Source organism: Paraflavitalea devenefica (assembly GCF_011759375.1).
Taxonomy (GTDB): Bacteria; Bacteroidota; Bacteroidia; order Chitinophagales; family Chitinophagaceae; genus Paraflavitalea; species Paraflavitalea devenefica.
In genome coordinates this window covers 671,874-685,372 of record NZ_JAARML010000001.1, presented here as the reverse complement: position 1 = coordinate 685,372, position 13,499 = coordinate 671,874, and the positions used below count along the sequence as shown (strand labels likewise).

Annotated in this window: 13 protein-coding genes and 1 riboswitch; of the genes, 2 read left to right on the top strand and 11 right to left on the bottom strand. The window is 48.5% G+C overall.

Annotated elements, in window-relative coordinates:
• Positions 1-5: 5 nt before the first annotated feature.
• The 11 genes from HB364_RS02665 to HB364_RS02615 form a co-directional block, all read right to left on the bottom strand.
• Positions 6-584: a MarC family protein gene (locus HB364_RS02665; protein WP_167286348.1), complete on the bottom strand. Its 579-nt coding sequence runs from the start codon at positions 582-584 to the stop codon at positions 6-8.
• Between the two features lie 39 nt (positions 585-623).
• Complete coding sequence (gene cobC, locus HB364_RS02660) at positions 624-1,226, bottom strand: alpha-ribazole phosphatase (RefSeq protein ID WP_167286347.1); 603 nt, start codon at positions 1,224-1,226, stop codon at positions 624-626.
• Between the two features lie 54 nt (positions 1,227-1,280).
• On the bottom strand, positions 1,281-2,093 hold the full coding sequence (locus tag HB364_RS02655) for an adenosylcobinamide-GDP ribazoletransferase (RefSeq protein ID WP_167286346.1): 813 nt from the start codon (positions 2,091-2,093) through the stop codon (positions 1,281-1,283).
• Position 2,094: 1 nt separating this feature from the next.
• Positions 2,095-3,162 (bottom strand): nicotinate-nucleotide--dimethylbenzimidazole phosphoribosyltransferase, encoded by a 1,068-nt coding sequence (gene cobT / locus HB364_RS02650; RefSeq protein WP_167286345.1) that lies wholly within the window; start codon positions 3,160-3,162, stop codon positions 2,095-2,097.
• Positions 3,159-3,887: a Dph6-related ATP pyrophosphatase gene (locus HB364_RS02645; RefSeq protein WP_246228290.1), complete on the bottom strand. Its 729-nt coding sequence runs from the start codon at positions 3,885-3,887 to the stop codon at positions 3,159-3,161. Before HB364_RS02645 ends, cobT begins: the two co-directional genes overlap by 4 nt.
• A complete protein-coding gene (gene cobU, locus HB364_RS02640) occupies positions 3,880-4,419 on the bottom strand; it encodes a bifunctional adenosylcobinamide kinase/adenosylcobinamide-phosphate guanylyltransferase (RefSeq protein WP_167286344.1) in 540 nt (179 codons plus the stop codon). The genes HB364_RS02645 and cobU overlap by 8 nt, the downstream gene beginning before the upstream one ends.
• Positions 4,406-4,630, bottom strand: a complete 225-nt coding sequence (locus HB364_RS02635; RefSeq protein ID WP_167286343.1) for a cysteine-rich CWC family protein — start codon at positions 4,628-4,630, stop codon at positions 4,406-4,408. Before HB364_RS02635 ends, cobU begins: the two co-directional genes overlap by 14 nt.
• Positions 4,617-5,558 carry an ABC transporter substrate-binding protein gene (locus tag HB364_RS02630; protein WP_167286342.1) on the bottom strand — a complete coding sequence of 314 codons (942 nt, stop codon included), beginning with the start codon at positions 5,556-5,558 and terminating at the stop codon, positions 4,617-4,619. The genes HB364_RS02635 and HB364_RS02630 overlap by 14 nt, the downstream gene beginning before the upstream one ends.
• A 128-nt stretch (positions 5,559-5,686) precedes the next feature.
• Positions 5,687-6,265, bottom strand: coding sequence for a DUF6580 family putative transport protein (locus HB364_RS02625; protein ID WP_167286341.1), 579 nt, complete (start codon positions 6,263-6,265; stop codon positions 5,687-5,689).
• 28 nt (positions 6,266-6,293) lie between these two features.
• Positions 6,294-8,180 (bottom strand): TonB-dependent receptor plug domain-containing protein, encoded by a 1,887-nt coding sequence (locus HB364_RS02620; RefSeq protein WP_167286340.1) that lies wholly within the window; start codon positions 8,178-8,180, stop codon positions 6,294-6,296.
• A 120-nt stretch (positions 8,181-8,300) separates the two neighbouring features.
• A riboswitch (cobalamin riboswitch) is annotated at positions 8,301-8,501 on the bottom strand.
• Positions 8,502-8,869: 368 nt separating this feature from the next.
• Positions 8,870-10,924, bottom strand: coding sequence for a TonB-dependent receptor (locus HB364_RS02615; protein ID WP_167286339.1), 2,055 nt, complete (start codon positions 10,922-10,924; stop codon positions 8,870-8,872).
• A 45-nt stretch (positions 10,925-10,969) separates the two neighbouring features.
• Between HB364_RS02615 and HB364_RS02610 the strand changes: the two genes are divergently transcribed.
• Both HB364_RS02610 and HB364_RS02605 read left to right on the top strand, forming a co-directional pair.
• On the top strand, positions 10,970-12,304 hold the full coding sequence (locus tag HB364_RS02610) for an APC family permease (protein WP_167286338.1): 1,335 nt from the start codon (positions 10,970-10,972) through the stop codon (positions 12,302-12,304).
• On the top strand, positions 12,305-13,477 hold the full coding sequence (locus HB364_RS02605) for a trans-sulfuration enzyme family protein (protein WP_246228289.1): 1,173 nt from the start codon (positions 12,305-12,307) through the stop codon (positions 13,475-13,477).
• The last annotated feature ends 22 nt before the right edge of the window (positions 13,478-13,499 follow it).

Here is a 13,499-nt window from a genome sequence, read left to right as displayed (position 1 = left end):
ATACACTATTTGATCAATCCGCCGACATTGCTTGCAAAGATTTTTACGGCAATGGCGAGCAAAATTACGCCAAAAAACTTTCTCACCGCCAACAATCCTCCCGGTCCCAAAAGTTTCGCAATATAGGTCAGGGATTTCAAAACAACGTAAACAATCACCAGGTTAATCAAAATACCGAAGAAAACCACCCATTTGCTGTAATTGGCCGGCAGGGAAATAATGGTGGTTAGCGTACCGGAACCCGCAATCAGCGGAAAAGCAATGGGTACAATGGTGCCGGATTTGGCATCCGCTTCACTTTTAAAAAATTCAATGCCCAGCACCATTTCCAGTCCCAGGATGAAGATCACGATAGCGCCGCCCACGGCAAAAGACCCCACATCCAATCCCAGCACTTGCAGGAACTTCTCGCCGACCAGCAGGAACAGGATCATCAGACCACCGGATACGAGCGTGGCCTTCCCTTCATCAATGCCGCCCATTTTCTGTTTCAGCGTAATGAGCAGGGGTATAGACCCCAAAATATCAATGATCGCAAATAAGGTGAAGGTAACAGTTATCAGGTCTTCCAGGCGAAAGTTCATAAGTGTCCGGTTTATGCTGGCAAATGATCGTACAAGGTACTATTTATAACTCGGCTTATGCTGCTCCTTACCGGTACTGATATTGGACAGCATTTCATAAACAAGGCCATTTTCCTGCCGGTCAATCTTTACCACACAGCCATAATGCAGTGAAAAAGCGGCGAAGGAATTGAGCAGGGAGGTACCAGTAATATGGGCCAGTATACTCCTGATCACGCCGCCATGGGTAACGATCGCCGCTTCCTGGCCGGTGGCTGCTACCGTATCAAAACAACGGGTCACCCGCTCATACAGGTGCACATAACTTTCGCCGCCCGGTATACACACATTCACATAATCACTCATCCAGGGGTCAATCACTTCCCGCGGAATATCATCCCAGTGCAGCAATTCCCATTCCCCGCAATTGATCTCTTTCAGGTCATGGTCCAGTTGAATACGATGTTCCGGGAATAAATGCGCTGCCAGCTTCCTGCACCGCTGCAGCGGACTGGAATAGACCTGTTGCAGATCGGGCGGAAGGTATTGACGGATAATGCCAGCCTCTTCTTCGAATTGCTCTGTAACGTCAATATCAGCCTGACCATAACAAATGCCCTTTTCAATCAGTGGTGTGGTATGGCGGATCACATAAATGCTCATGACGCAATAATACGGAAGAATCCAGAATCCAGAATTCAGAATAGGGACCCCCAATCAAATAATGTATCGCCAAACAATCAATACTCCAAGATAGAAGGTTAATTCGCTTACCTGTTGAATGGCGCCCAGGCAATCGCCGGTATAGCCGCCGATCCATTTTTTAAAGTAGCCGGCCAGGCGATAAGCGATCAGCACTACAGGAATGATTGCCAATGCAAAATGCCAGCTTAAGAAAGCAAAAGGCAGCAGGGCAAAAAGCGCGGCGATCAATAAAGTAACTATTGAAGGTTTGCTGCTGGTAACCGGTTTGGATTTGCTGCCATCCAGGTCGGTCACGTACTCAAAAAAATAAATGGTGAGCACGCCCATCAACCGGCTGATGGCGTGCGCTGCTACCAGCACCAGTAAAAAGTTCTTATAGTTGAGGAAGATATTGAGGGAGGGATCAATAAGATCGGGTGTAAACTTGGGCAGCTCTTTCAGCAGCAGGAATTTAGCTGCCAATATGCCAATAAGACCCGTAACACCATAGGTGCCCAGGCGACTGTCTTTCATGATGGCCAGTATTTTCTCTTTTGTCCAGCCGCCGCCAAAAGCATCACATACATCAGCAAAACCATCTTCGTGAAAAGCGCCGGTGGTGAAAATACCGGCAATAATGGAAGCCAGTATGGCGATATCCTCACTCACATATTTGTTGAATACCAGGAAGGTGAGGCCGCTGATGGCGGCAACGATCCAACCTATGAGTGGGAAGTACCTGGCCGACTTCTCCAGGTATTCGGGCGAGTGATCGGTAAACTTTGGCACCGGCAGGCGCGTCAGGAACATCAATGCCGTAAAGAATATGCGTATCTCTTTTTTCATATTACTCCTTATTCGACACGCCGGCCGATTCGAATGATGCCATTTCCTGCAGGAATTTAACGGCAGATTGTATTAAAGGAATGGCCAATGCCGCACCGGTACCTTCTCCCAGCCGCATACCAAGGTGCAGCATTGTTTTTGCCTGCAGGTGCTGCAACATCTTTTCATGCCCGCGCTCACCACTGGTGTGGGCAAAGAGACAATATGTCAACAGGGAGGGGTTGATCAGTTGCGCTATCAATAAAGCGGCCGAAGCAATGAACCCATCCACCACGATGACCATCTTCTGCTCTGCTGCTTCGAGGTAAGCGCCCGCCATCATAGCGATCTCAAAGCCGCCTGCTCTCGACAATAAAGCAACCGGCTGATCATGGAGCAGGTGCAACTGGTGTAAGGCATGCACCTGTTCCAGCGTGCTTATCTTGATTTCTAATTGTGCATCATTAACACCCGTGCCCCGGCCCACACAATCGGCTACCGGTATGCCGGTAACAGCGCTCATGAGCAGGGATGCCGAAGAGGTATTGCCAATACCCATTTCTCCAAAGCCAATGCAATTACAGCCTTTACCGGCAATGGTCTTTACAACAGCCTTTCCCTTTTCAATAGCTGCCAGGGCAGCCTGCTCACTCATGGCAGGCCCCTCGAGGTAATTGCCCGTACCGTATCCCATCTTAGCATCGAGAAAAACTTCGCCGCCCTTTACTTTAAGCTGCGAGGAAGGAGGAATGAGCTCATGGTTCACCCCGGCATCCACTACCTGTAAGGTAATATGGTGCTGGCGGCAAAACACATTGATAGCAGCGCCCCCATTCAGGAAGTTCAATACCATCTGGGCGGTGACTTCCTGCGGATAAGGATTCACCAGGCCGGTTTTGGCAATGCCGTGATCGCCTGCAAAAACAACAATATGCGGAAGGCTGATCACCGGCGAGATGGTTTCCTGTATCAATCCCACCCGCAGGGCAATCTCTTCCAGTATGCCCAGTGAGCCTGGTGGTTTTGTCTTGTTATTGATCTTATGTTGTAGCTGCTCCTGTAAGGAGGTGGTAATAGTATTTGTTGTCATGGCATTAATAAATCACAAAAGTAAAATCCATAGGTGGACGGTTGGTCCATGGGATTACAGGAATTATCAGTCGTTTGCGGCGCTTCGTAGCGCCTGTACACGATTTCTCCTTTGGTATAGGGAATGGGATGGTTGAATATAGGCCCGTCAAAGACAAACGAATGGTATTCCCCATTCTCGCCGCATACATCCACGTTGGCCGGCAGGTCGCGCACAAAGGATTCATCAATCAATCGCCCACAGAAGCTCTTGTCGAGGAACTTCTCATTCACACATACAATAATAGCCTTGAATCCCCCATCAAGAAACTCCCGCATCAGGTCCTGCGTAGGTATCTTCCATAAGGGGAACACACATTGCATATCCACGGTGGCCAGCTTTTGCTCCCGGTACACCTTCAGGTCTTCCAGGAAAATATCACCAAATACGGCTTTTGTATAGCCTGTTGCTTTCAGGGTGGTTACCTGTTGCAGCATGGCCTGCTCATATTCCTGCATGCCGGGTTGCTCCGGCAGTTCTATCGTATGCAGCGGCAGTCCAATAGAGGCTGCCTGTGCATTCAATAATTCCCTGCGCACACCGTGCATAGAAATGCGGTTATGCGCAGCATTTACACTGGTAAGCAGGCTGTCAATGCTGTAAAGGTCATCCTGCAGTATCTTATGCAGGCACAGGGAAGAGTCCTTGCCTCCGCTCCAGTTCATATATGCCTTGATCTTATCCATGTACATTCTTTATCTCCATCGGTATGCCACTCACCATGAACACTACTTTGTCGGCTACTGAAGCAATATATTGATTCACCCAACCCTGCAGGTCGGTAAACTTGCGGCCAATCTCCGTTTCGGCATGTACGCCCATACCGATCTCATTACTGATGATGATGAAAGTGCCTGCCTGTTGCTGCAACTGGTTAATCTCCTGCTTGCAGGCTGCCAGGCATTGGTCAATATCATACTTGTTATCAATAAAGAAATTAGTGAGCCAGAGGGTAACGCAATCTATAACGGCTACCTTATTGGTGAGGTCGAGCCGGCTGATGTGTTTTTCTTCTTCCACAGCCGTCCAGCGCTCATCACGGTCATCCTGGTGGCGTTTAATGCGTTGCTGGAAATCCTCATCCCACTTACGGGCAGTAGCCACGTATACCGGCGCCGGGCTCAGTTGTAGGGCCAGGTCCTGTGCATAACGGCTTTTACCGCTACGCGCCCCGCCGGTAATAAATACAATACGGGGGGAGGCATTACTTATTGGCATCCAGTGAATATTTCTCTGTAAACAAAACGGAACGTTGTTTCAGTTCCAGTAAGCAATTCCTGCACAGGCAATCGCTGTAGCGGCCTTCTATAAAAGTTTTCTCTTCCTCGGTAAATTGAATGCCGAAGCACTGGCATTGGAGCACATCGCCTACTTTGCATTCAAAGGCCTGCCGGCAGCGGGGACAGCTTTTTTGTTCATGCTTGCACATAGGCGTTTGTTTTAAAGAGGGAGGAACATTTGTGTTGCAGGTGGGCAGGTACGGTAAAGAGATCGGGGTGGAACATGGCCGCCAGTATTTCAATACCATCTGTGAGCGTGCCGGCACTGGGCTGGGTAAACAGGTCATAATCGGCGGTGTACACCGCCTCTTGCTGTACTGCTGCCAGTTGATTCCATTCTGCCTTGTTCGTGAGCAGGTGCAGTTCTTCGGCCGTACGTTCAATGGTAAAGCCGCAGGGTGCTATCACCAGCACTTCCGGGTTGTACCGCACGATCTTTTCCCAAGGCGTTACAATACTGTCGCCACCGGGATTGGACAACATATCAATGCCGCCCGCATAAGCTATCTGGTAGGGAATCCAGTGACCACAATTGTAAATGGGTTCTACCCATTCCATCACCATGACTCTTTTTGGGGGCGCTTTGTGGGCGCGTAAGGCATCTATAATGGCATCAATTCTTTTCTGTAAGGCAGCGAGATAGGAATAAGCTGCTTCTTCATGGCCCAGTGCTGCAGCAATGGTAATGGCCGTGCCAAACACATCCTGCAGGTTATTGGGGGTGAGCGGCAGCAGTTGGGGCTGCTTTTCCAGTTTGGACACGGCTGCTGCTGTGCAGGCCGTATCTATCTGGCATACTTCACATACATCCTGGGTGAAGATCACATCCGGTTGAATGGATTGCAGCAGTACCTCATCCACGTAATACAGGCTTTTGCCCTGCGCTTTGGAAGCCGAAAAGATGCGGTCTATTTCAATACTGCTGTAATGTTTCCCTTCCAGCACACAACGTACCACTTTGCTTTTTTCGGCCAGTGCCACGGAAGGGCATTCAAAGGTAATACCGTGCAACAGGTGTTGCAGGTTCATATCATAGATCATTTGTGTAGCGGCGGGGAGGAAGGAGCAGGCGACCATATCAGTATGATTATAGGATGAACAGAAATAGTCTTTTTAAACAGAAGAGGCAGGTTAAAAAAACGAGTGGCGAGCAGGGCTGTACAAAAGCCTCCACTTGCCACCCGTCCCGCCTCCCGGCGGGGCCATTAGTTATTAGCCTTGACAGGCTTCAAAAAGGTATACTTCTTCTGTGCCAGTTCAAATATGCCAAACATAACAGCACTGAAAAAAGCAGTGCCGCCCAGGAACCTCAGCTCATACGGAATGGCAGTAACGAGGCGGTTGAGGTAGAAAGGCAGCGTGAGCTTGTTCTCTACCACACAGGCGCCAATATCACTTACCAGCCAGTGAATGAGGGTCGCAGTGATAGTTGCCAGGATGATCCTTGTAATGGTTACCTTTTTCAGGATCAGCTTGCCGGCCACTGTCATCAGGGCGAAAGCCAGATAAGTCCAATACCAACCACTGTACAGCAAACCGGTCCGGAATTCTGCAAACAGGGTGAAAGACAATATCAGGTCACTGATAAACAGGGTGAGCAGGGGAAACAGGTAAGGTTTTACGTGGCCGCTGAAATAAGCAGCGCCAAATAAAGCCATCGCACCCAGCGGTGTAAAATAGGTCAATGGGCCCATATCAATAAAAGATAACAGGCGCAAAGTGGCTATCACTACAATAATGAGCAGTAATACTGCATTCCTCGGGCTAAATGTTGACAATGACATAAGTATAATTTATAAAAGGAACTTAAAATTATAAATTAATCCTGAATCCTCCCTGTATGTTAATACCTGGTGTATTATAACCATACACTTCTGTATAACTGGCATCGGTGAGGTTTTTGGCATCCACAAACAGCCTTACCTTATTATCCAGTAATTTATATTCTGCATAAGCATTCAGCAAAGTATAAGCTTTCAGGTTAACAGGGATAGTACCGTAAGGGGGCACTGATTCAAAGAACAGGTCGGTCCTTTTACCCAGACTTTGGGCGGCAATACTGATGTACAGTTGTTTGGTTGCCTGGTAACCAACGCTGGCCACTATAGTGCTCTTTGGCCTGCGCAGCAGGTTATAGTAGCTGGTATCTTTACCGCTGCGGGTTTGATAAATATTACCGGTTACATAAGTATAAGATGCCTTGATGCTCCACTTTTCATCCGGTGTTACGGTTACCTCCAGTTCAGCGCCTTTATCTTTCTGTTCGTCAATATTAATAGACTGGTTGCCTACATACGCGATCAGGTCCTTAATATCCCTGTAAAAACCGGTAGCTGTCAGTTGCAGTTTATGTTGCCATGTTTGTAACTGTACGCCTGCTTCAATATTGGTTGATTGTTCAGGCTTCAGTTTAGGATTGCTGCCATAAAAAGTGGGGCCGAATAACTCAAATACAGTGGGCGCTTTGAAGCCGCTTGATATATTGGCAAAGACTTTCACCTCCTGGTTGATCAGGTAGGAAGTATTGAAACTATAAGTAAAATGGCTGCCAAATTCTGAATGACGGTTATACCTTCCGCCCACTTCTACGTGAAGGCCATTATCGCTTTGTATAAAGAAAGAGAGATAAGGGCTGATGATGGATGTTTCGGGGTTCTTCTTTTCCAGGGTAGTATCCAGCAACTGGTAGCTTTGGTAGTTAACGCCTGCCAGCATTTTTACCTGGCCGTTCAATGCCTGGGTAAGGTATACATCGCCGCTATGGAATTTTCCACGGAAGAAAGAAGAGCCGAAACCTGTAACATAATTCCTTTTGGAATAGGAATAACCATAATTGGCCGTGATGGTGCCTTTGGGCAGGGCTATCGTAGCAATGGCGCCTGTATTATTCAGCAAAGAACGGAACGTATTGGTACCATCTGTAAAAGCATCTGCATCAAAATCGCCTTTGTAGTGGCTATACCTGTAGTAAGGCGCTATTTTTATCTTATCGTTTACCCGGAAGGCGAGATTAGCCTGTACACTTTGCCTGGTAAAACCATCTTTATCAAAAGCTGCTTTACCGGTAGTGTCTACAGCTTCTGAAATACCATCTGTATTGGTATAGCTATAGTTGATGTTGTAATCCACCACCTTGGTGTGGCCGCTCACACCTGCATCACCGGTAAAGGTGTTAAAGCTGCCATACGTAGCGCCGCCATTGAAGCCGATCGCTTTAGTGCCTTTTTTCTTTGTAATGATATTGATCACACCGGCTACCGCATCTGAACCATATAGGGTAGACTGGCTGCCTTTCAGTATTTCAATGTGGTCAATTTGTTCTACGGGAAACAGCCGGAGGTCAAATGCACCGCCCGATCCGGAGGGATCATTGACAGGAATACCATCCAGTAAGATCAATGTATAATCATTGGAAGCGCCCCGTAAGAAAATGGATTTGTCCTTACCGGGGTTGCTGTTGGCGCCATTGACAATGATGCCGGTTTGTTCTGTTAAAACCTGTGCGAGGCTTTTGCCGCTGCTGCGTTCAATTTGCTCACGGCCAATAACCGTCACTACTTTACCCGTTTCACTGAGTTTAACCGGGTATTTGGTAGCCGTGATGACTACCTGGTCCAGCGATTTAGCGTTTGTTGAGTCCTGTGCCTGCGTATACATGGCTGCCAGCAGGGCCGATAATGTGAGTAACCTTCTTGTCATGCTCATAGTTTGTTTGTGTGATGAACTATGAGCCTTCGGAAAAAATGAATACAAACAGAAATGAAATGTCTTCTGCAGTAAGACTGTTTCATCCCGGCTTTTCACCCGAAAGCTCGTCGATGTTATTGCTGATAACTGGCAGGTCTTCTGACTTGTTTCCCTGTTCAACACCTTCCCGTCCTCCTTATGGGACAGTGGTACGAAGAATGAACAGTTTTGCGAAACTTACAGCTACGGGGATAGCACCGGATTTACACCGGTTTCCCTTTTCATCCAGTCCCGTCTTGAACGGGAGCGGAAACCAATTACGCGGCAAATGTAAGGGTTTACCCTGGTTTTATGGGAGTTTCCTGGGAGATGCCTGGCAGGATTGTCCTGGTAAGATGCCTGGCTTTAAGTACCTACCATGTACCTATCAAGTACCTCCCATCCTAGGGTCATCTTAGGGTCATCCTAGGGTTTTCTTAGGGTTTTCCTGGGCTTTTTACCTGAAGATTACCCCAGGATAACCTCAGGAAAACCTAAAGAATACCCTATAATCGCAGGACCTTGATCGAAGGATGTTACTACCTTAACAGGAGAAATGAGCTAAAAAAGAGAGAGGTGGCATCTTTCGTCCCGCAAAGCAGGAGGAAAGATGTCACCTCTGAGTTTCTAAAGAATTACCTCTTAAATGGTTGATATCCAGGTTATCTGGCAGTAATAAATTGCAGGTTGATGCCGCCAAAATAGTTGGCGCCTGCTGCGGTATTGTAATACCGGTTGGCGGCGGCATTAATATCATTGCCCAGGCTATAGCGTACGTCGAACAGGTTGTCGGCGCCGGCAAAGATATCGGCAGCGATACCCTTGCACAGACGGGTGCGCCAGCCGATGCGTCCGCCACTAAGCTGGTAGGAAGAAGCGATTACTGTATTGGCATCATTCAGGGCAATGGGATCGCTGTAATACCAGGTGAGGTTGGCATACAATCCCGGCCGGGTACTTACATCCAGTCCGGCAGTGAGGGTATGGGGCGCCACACTGGGCAATTGCTTACGGGAGAAATCGGTAGCGCCCTGTTTAAAGTCCTTGTAGCGGAAATGGCTGTAAGTATGGCTTACCCATAAACGTGCATTGGATATAAAACCTTTCCTGCCCGGGATTAACTGGTAATAAGCCTGCGATTCAATACCCCTTTGTTTGGTAGAGCCTGCATTCACAAAATAATCGGCATTGCTACTATCGCGCCGTAGTACAATGGCATTTTGCAGGCGGTAAATAAAAGCATTCACCTCTACATACAGCCTTTGCTGCAGCCAACTGCTTTTGATACCGGCTTCATAATTCACGCCCTGTTCTGCATTCAGTCCGGTACTGATAACCGATGTGGAAGGCAATACTTCCTGTGTGGTGGGCGGGGAGAAACCTTTGGCTACACTGGCATATAATAATAACTCCGGGATGATCTTCTTGGAAACAGCCAGCCGTGGCGCCCATTCATTGCTATAGGTCCTTTTTACGGGAACGAAAGAGGGCACAGAAAGACGGGTAATGGTAATGGATGATTTGTTGAAGCTGATGCCTGCATCTACATTCCAGTCGCCGGGAAAGCGCAGGCTGGCTTGTGTGAACAGGGAGTAGATCCAGCTATCAATATCATCATCGGTCAGTAGGGTATCGGGACGGCCCTGTTTATTCTGAAAGGTTTTGGTATTAAAGAAACCACGTTGCGCTTCGGCTCCCCACGATACTTTAAGTTGCGTGCCATTCAGGTCATGCAACCAGTTAAAGAGCGTGCGGCCACCAAAATGGGGCTCTGATCTTTTTTCATAGTTGCGGAAGGTAGGGTTCCTGATCAGCGAAAAAGCGCCATATACCACAGAACTGTTATCGAGCCGGTCAGTTAGCTGGTACGTGTGCGTCAATCCTGCCAGGAATGTTTTCTGATAAATGGCTGTCTGTAAGGCATCGGCATTGGGGCGGGCGCCGCGGGGATTATTGTTGTATTCAGTGAGGGTGAGGCCGCCGGGCGTTTCATAGTACAGGTCGCCATACAGCACACTGGCCTGCAGGGTCTGGCGGTTATTTATTTTCAGCCTCGTTTCCCAGGTTGCTACATCACGCCGCATATTGGTATGATCGCGGTAGCCATCACTGGTTTGATGGGTATAGCCGAAAGTATTGCGGTTCTCTTCACTACCTACCCGCACCTGTGCATGCAGGTTGTGGAGGTTGTAACTGCCGTACAGGTAACCAACGTCCACGCCTTTTGTCCATTGATCGGGCTGGCTGTTGATCAATACCGCACCGCCGGTGCCTGCTCCATACAGGCTGCCGGCAGGGCCTTTGATCACTTCGATAGAATTTACATTGTAATAGCTGAGCTGGTTGAGGTAAGTGCTGCCGCCCGGATCGGTGAAGGGGATGCCATTCCAGTACACCTTCACGTTGCGCACCCCAAAGGGAGAGCGGATGGTGCTACCCCTTACATTGAGGCGGAAACTGCCAGGCGAACGTTCTTCCATGTGCACGCCGGGTGTGGTATTCAGGGCCGGGAGCAGGCTGGTATTGTTGAAGCGTTCAAGCTGTGATTTGCCGATGAAGTTGATGGCGCCTGAAACTTCTTTCAACTGGCGGTTTTGTTCATAGGCTTTGACAATGACAGGTTGTAATGCTTTGGCTGTATCATCAGAGGCTGTTTGTTGGGCATGCAGGCCATTGACCAAAAGGCTGGTCAACAGGATAAGCAGGATATGTTTCATTGGTGTAAAAATAAGAAAATAGCTACTTTTCTTTATCTTCCACGAATGAAGTCCAAACTAAGCTTGTTCGACCTCACCATGATCGTTATTGGACTGGTGATCGGAATGGGCATTTTCAGAACTGCTTCGAACTCGGCAAAGGATGCTTTAACCCCCGGTGTTTTCTTTACGGCCTGGATAGTAGGTGGCCTGGTGGCGCTTTGCGGCGCCCTCACCTATGCAGAGATTGGTTCAAGACACCCTGCTACCGGCGGCTATTACCGTATCTTCTCTTATGCTTATCACCCCTCCCTGGCTTTTTCCATCAACTGTATTATTCTTGTTTCCAATGCAGGCTCACTGTCGGGCGTGGCGCTCATCGGCGCCGGCTACATCAGTAAAGTAATGTTTGCCGGCCCGGTGTCGGACCTGACCAAAGTATTGATCGCCACAGTGGGCATTGTCATTTTTTATGGGGTGAACCTGCTGGGGCTTCGCATGAGTGCGAAGACCCAGAATATATTAATGGTAATTAAGATCAGTATGGTGGTGATGCTGATCGCGGCTTTGTTCTTCCCGGTCCTGTACCATGATAATACGGCAGCCATGGCTGCGCACCCCGAAGCTACCTGGGACCAGTATATAAAATCCTTCGGCATGAGCCTGGTGGCGGTGTCCTTCACGTATGGCGGGTACCAGCAAACCATCAATTTTGGCCATGAGGTGAATAATGCCTCGCGTAATATTCCCCGGGGTATTTTTATTGGCATTACGGCCATCATTATCCTGTACCTGGCAGTGAACTATAGTTATTATAAAATAGTTGGATTTGAAAACCTCAAGAATACCAATGAAATCGCCTCTGTAATAGCCTTCAAGTTACTGGGCCAGGAAGGCGCCAATGTATTTTCGGGCCTGTTATTCCTCTCTGTACTGGCCTATGTGAATGTGCAGTTGATGAGCAACCCCCGTGTCATGTTTGCCATGAGTGAAGATGGCGTATTGCCCGCTGTGTTTAAAAAGAAGTCGGCCAAAAAAGAAGTGGTGATCACTTCCCTGACCGTCTTTTCCATTGTTTGTATCATCGTATTGTTCTTTGCCAAGACCTTTGATGAGATATTAAGCTTTACCATTTTCCTGGATTGCTTTGGCATGGCGCTGTCGGCCGGTTCCATTTTTATGTTGCGCAAACGCACCAAGCACCTGAACGGAACGGGCATTTATTCCATGAAGTTGTACCCGCTGCAGCCCATCATTTTTATTGCTGCCTATATCTTTGTATGTATTAGCGTTGCTATTAATAAGCCTATGACCGCTTTGATTGGTATATCGGTACTGGCGGGCTTTATGTTGTTGTATTTTTTAACGCGGAAAAATAACCTATCGAAAACTGATACTTAGATGATGTCTGATTATGATCTGTCATATATCCTCAACGAGTTGGGGGAGGAAAGGGAGCAGTACTTCCGGGCCATAGCGCCGCCTATTATGCAAACCAGCAATTTCGCCTTCAAGAAGGTGGATGAGCTGCGTAAGGTTTTTGAAGATGAGTACAGTAATTACCTGTACAGCCGGGGACTGAACCCTACGATTGATATCCTGCGCAAGAAGCTGGCTGCACTGGACGGGGCAGAAGATTGCCTGGTATTCAACAGCGGCTCTTCGGCTATTTTCGCCTCCGTGTTTGCCAATATACAATCGGGCGACCATATCGTGTCTGTTAATAAGCCCTATACCTGGGCGCAAAAGATGTTTGACAATGTGCTGCCCCGCTTTGGTGTGGCCACGACGTATGTGGACGGCACACAGATTGAGAATTTTGAAAGGGCCATCCTGCCCAATACAAAGGTTATCTACCTGGAATCGCCCAATAGCTGGGATTTTGCCCTGCAGGACCTGCGGGCGGTGGCCGAGCTGGCCCGGGCGGAAGGTATTGTGACGATCTGCGACAATAGTTATTGCACCCCGCTTTACCAGCGGCCCATTGAAATGGGCATTGATATGGTGTTGCAGTCGGCTACCAAGTATATCGGCGGGCATAGTGATGTGGTGGCCGGGGTACTGACCGGCACCCGTACGATGATGAAAAAGATCTTCGACAATGAGCTGCTGAATATGGGCAATGGGGTATCTCCTTTCAATGCCTGGCTGCTGATCAGGGGCCTGCGCACCCTACCCCTGCGCCTGGAACATATTTCCCGCACCACCCGGAAGGTGATTGACTATTTTAAGCAACACCCTGCTGTAGAGGAAGTTATTTTCCCCCTGGATCCCAATTTCTCCCAATATGACCTGGCCAAAGCACAGATGGCAGGCGCCTGTGGCCTGCTGACAATTGTCATGAAAGCAGAAAAAATGGAGCAAATTGTAACCTTCTGTGAATCATTGCGACATATACTCATGGCAGTAAGCTGGGGTGGCCATGAAAGCCTGGCCATTCCGCGTTGCGCCTCCCTGCAGCCGGAAGACTTTAATGCTGCCGACAGGGAACACCGGATGATACGCTTTTATATCGGGCTGGAAGAGGCGGAATACCTGGTGGCCGATATAGAACAGGCTTTTGCTGCAATATAAAGGAAAGAGCTTTTGATTAGTT

Bases quoted from the DNA above. Each gene is read 5' to 3' on its own strand.
- HB364_RS02605 (WP_246228289.1), top strand. From the start codon at position 12,305: ATGATGTCTGATTATGATCTGTCATATATCCTCAACGAGTTGGGGGAG.
- HB364_RS02625 (WP_167286341.1), bottom strand. From the start codon at position 6,265: ATGTCATTGTCAACATTTAGCCCGAGGAATGCAGTATTACTGCTCATT.
- HB364_RS02655 (WP_167286346.1), bottom strand. From the start codon at position 2,093: ATGAAAAAAGAGATACGCATATTCTTTACGGCATTGATGTTCCTGACG.
- HB364_RS02620 (WP_167286340.1), bottom strand. From the start codon at position 8,180: ATGACAAGAAGGTTACTCACATTATCGGCCCTGCTGGCAGCCATGTAT.
- HB364_RS02615 (WP_167286339.1), bottom strand. From the start codon at position 10,924: ATGAAACATATCCTGCTTATCCTGTTGACCAGCCTTTTGGTCAATGGC.
- cobU (WP_167286344.1), bottom strand. From the start codon at position 4,419: ATGCCAATAAGTAATGCCTCCCCCCGTATTGTATTTATTACCGGCGGG.
- HB364_RS02610 (WP_167286338.1), top strand. From the start codon at position 10,970: ATGAAGTCCAAACTAAGCTTGTTCGACCTCACCATGATCGTTATTGGA.
- cobC (WP_167286347.1), bottom strand. From the start codon at position 1,226: ATGAGCATTTATGTGATCCGCCATACCACACCACTGATTGAAAAGGGC.
- HB364_RS02630 (WP_167286342.1), bottom strand. From the start codon at position 5,558: ATGGTCGCCTGCTCCTTCCTCCCCGCCGCTACACAAATGATCTATGAT.
- cobT (WP_167286345.1), bottom strand. From the start codon at position 3,162: ATGACAACAAATACTATTACCACCTCCTTACAGGAGCAGCTACAACAT.
- HB364_RS02635 (WP_167286343.1), bottom strand. From the start codon at position 4,630: ATGTGCAAGCATGAACAAAAAAGCTGTCCCCGCTGCCGGCAGGCCTTT.
- HB364_RS02645 (WP_246228290.1), bottom strand. From the start codon at position 3,887: ATGGATAAGATCAAGGCATATATGAACTGGAGCGGAGGCAAGGACTCT.
- HB364_RS02665 (WP_167286348.1), bottom strand. From the start codon at position 584: ATGAACTTTCGCCTGGAAGACCTGATAACTGTTACCTTCACCTTATTT.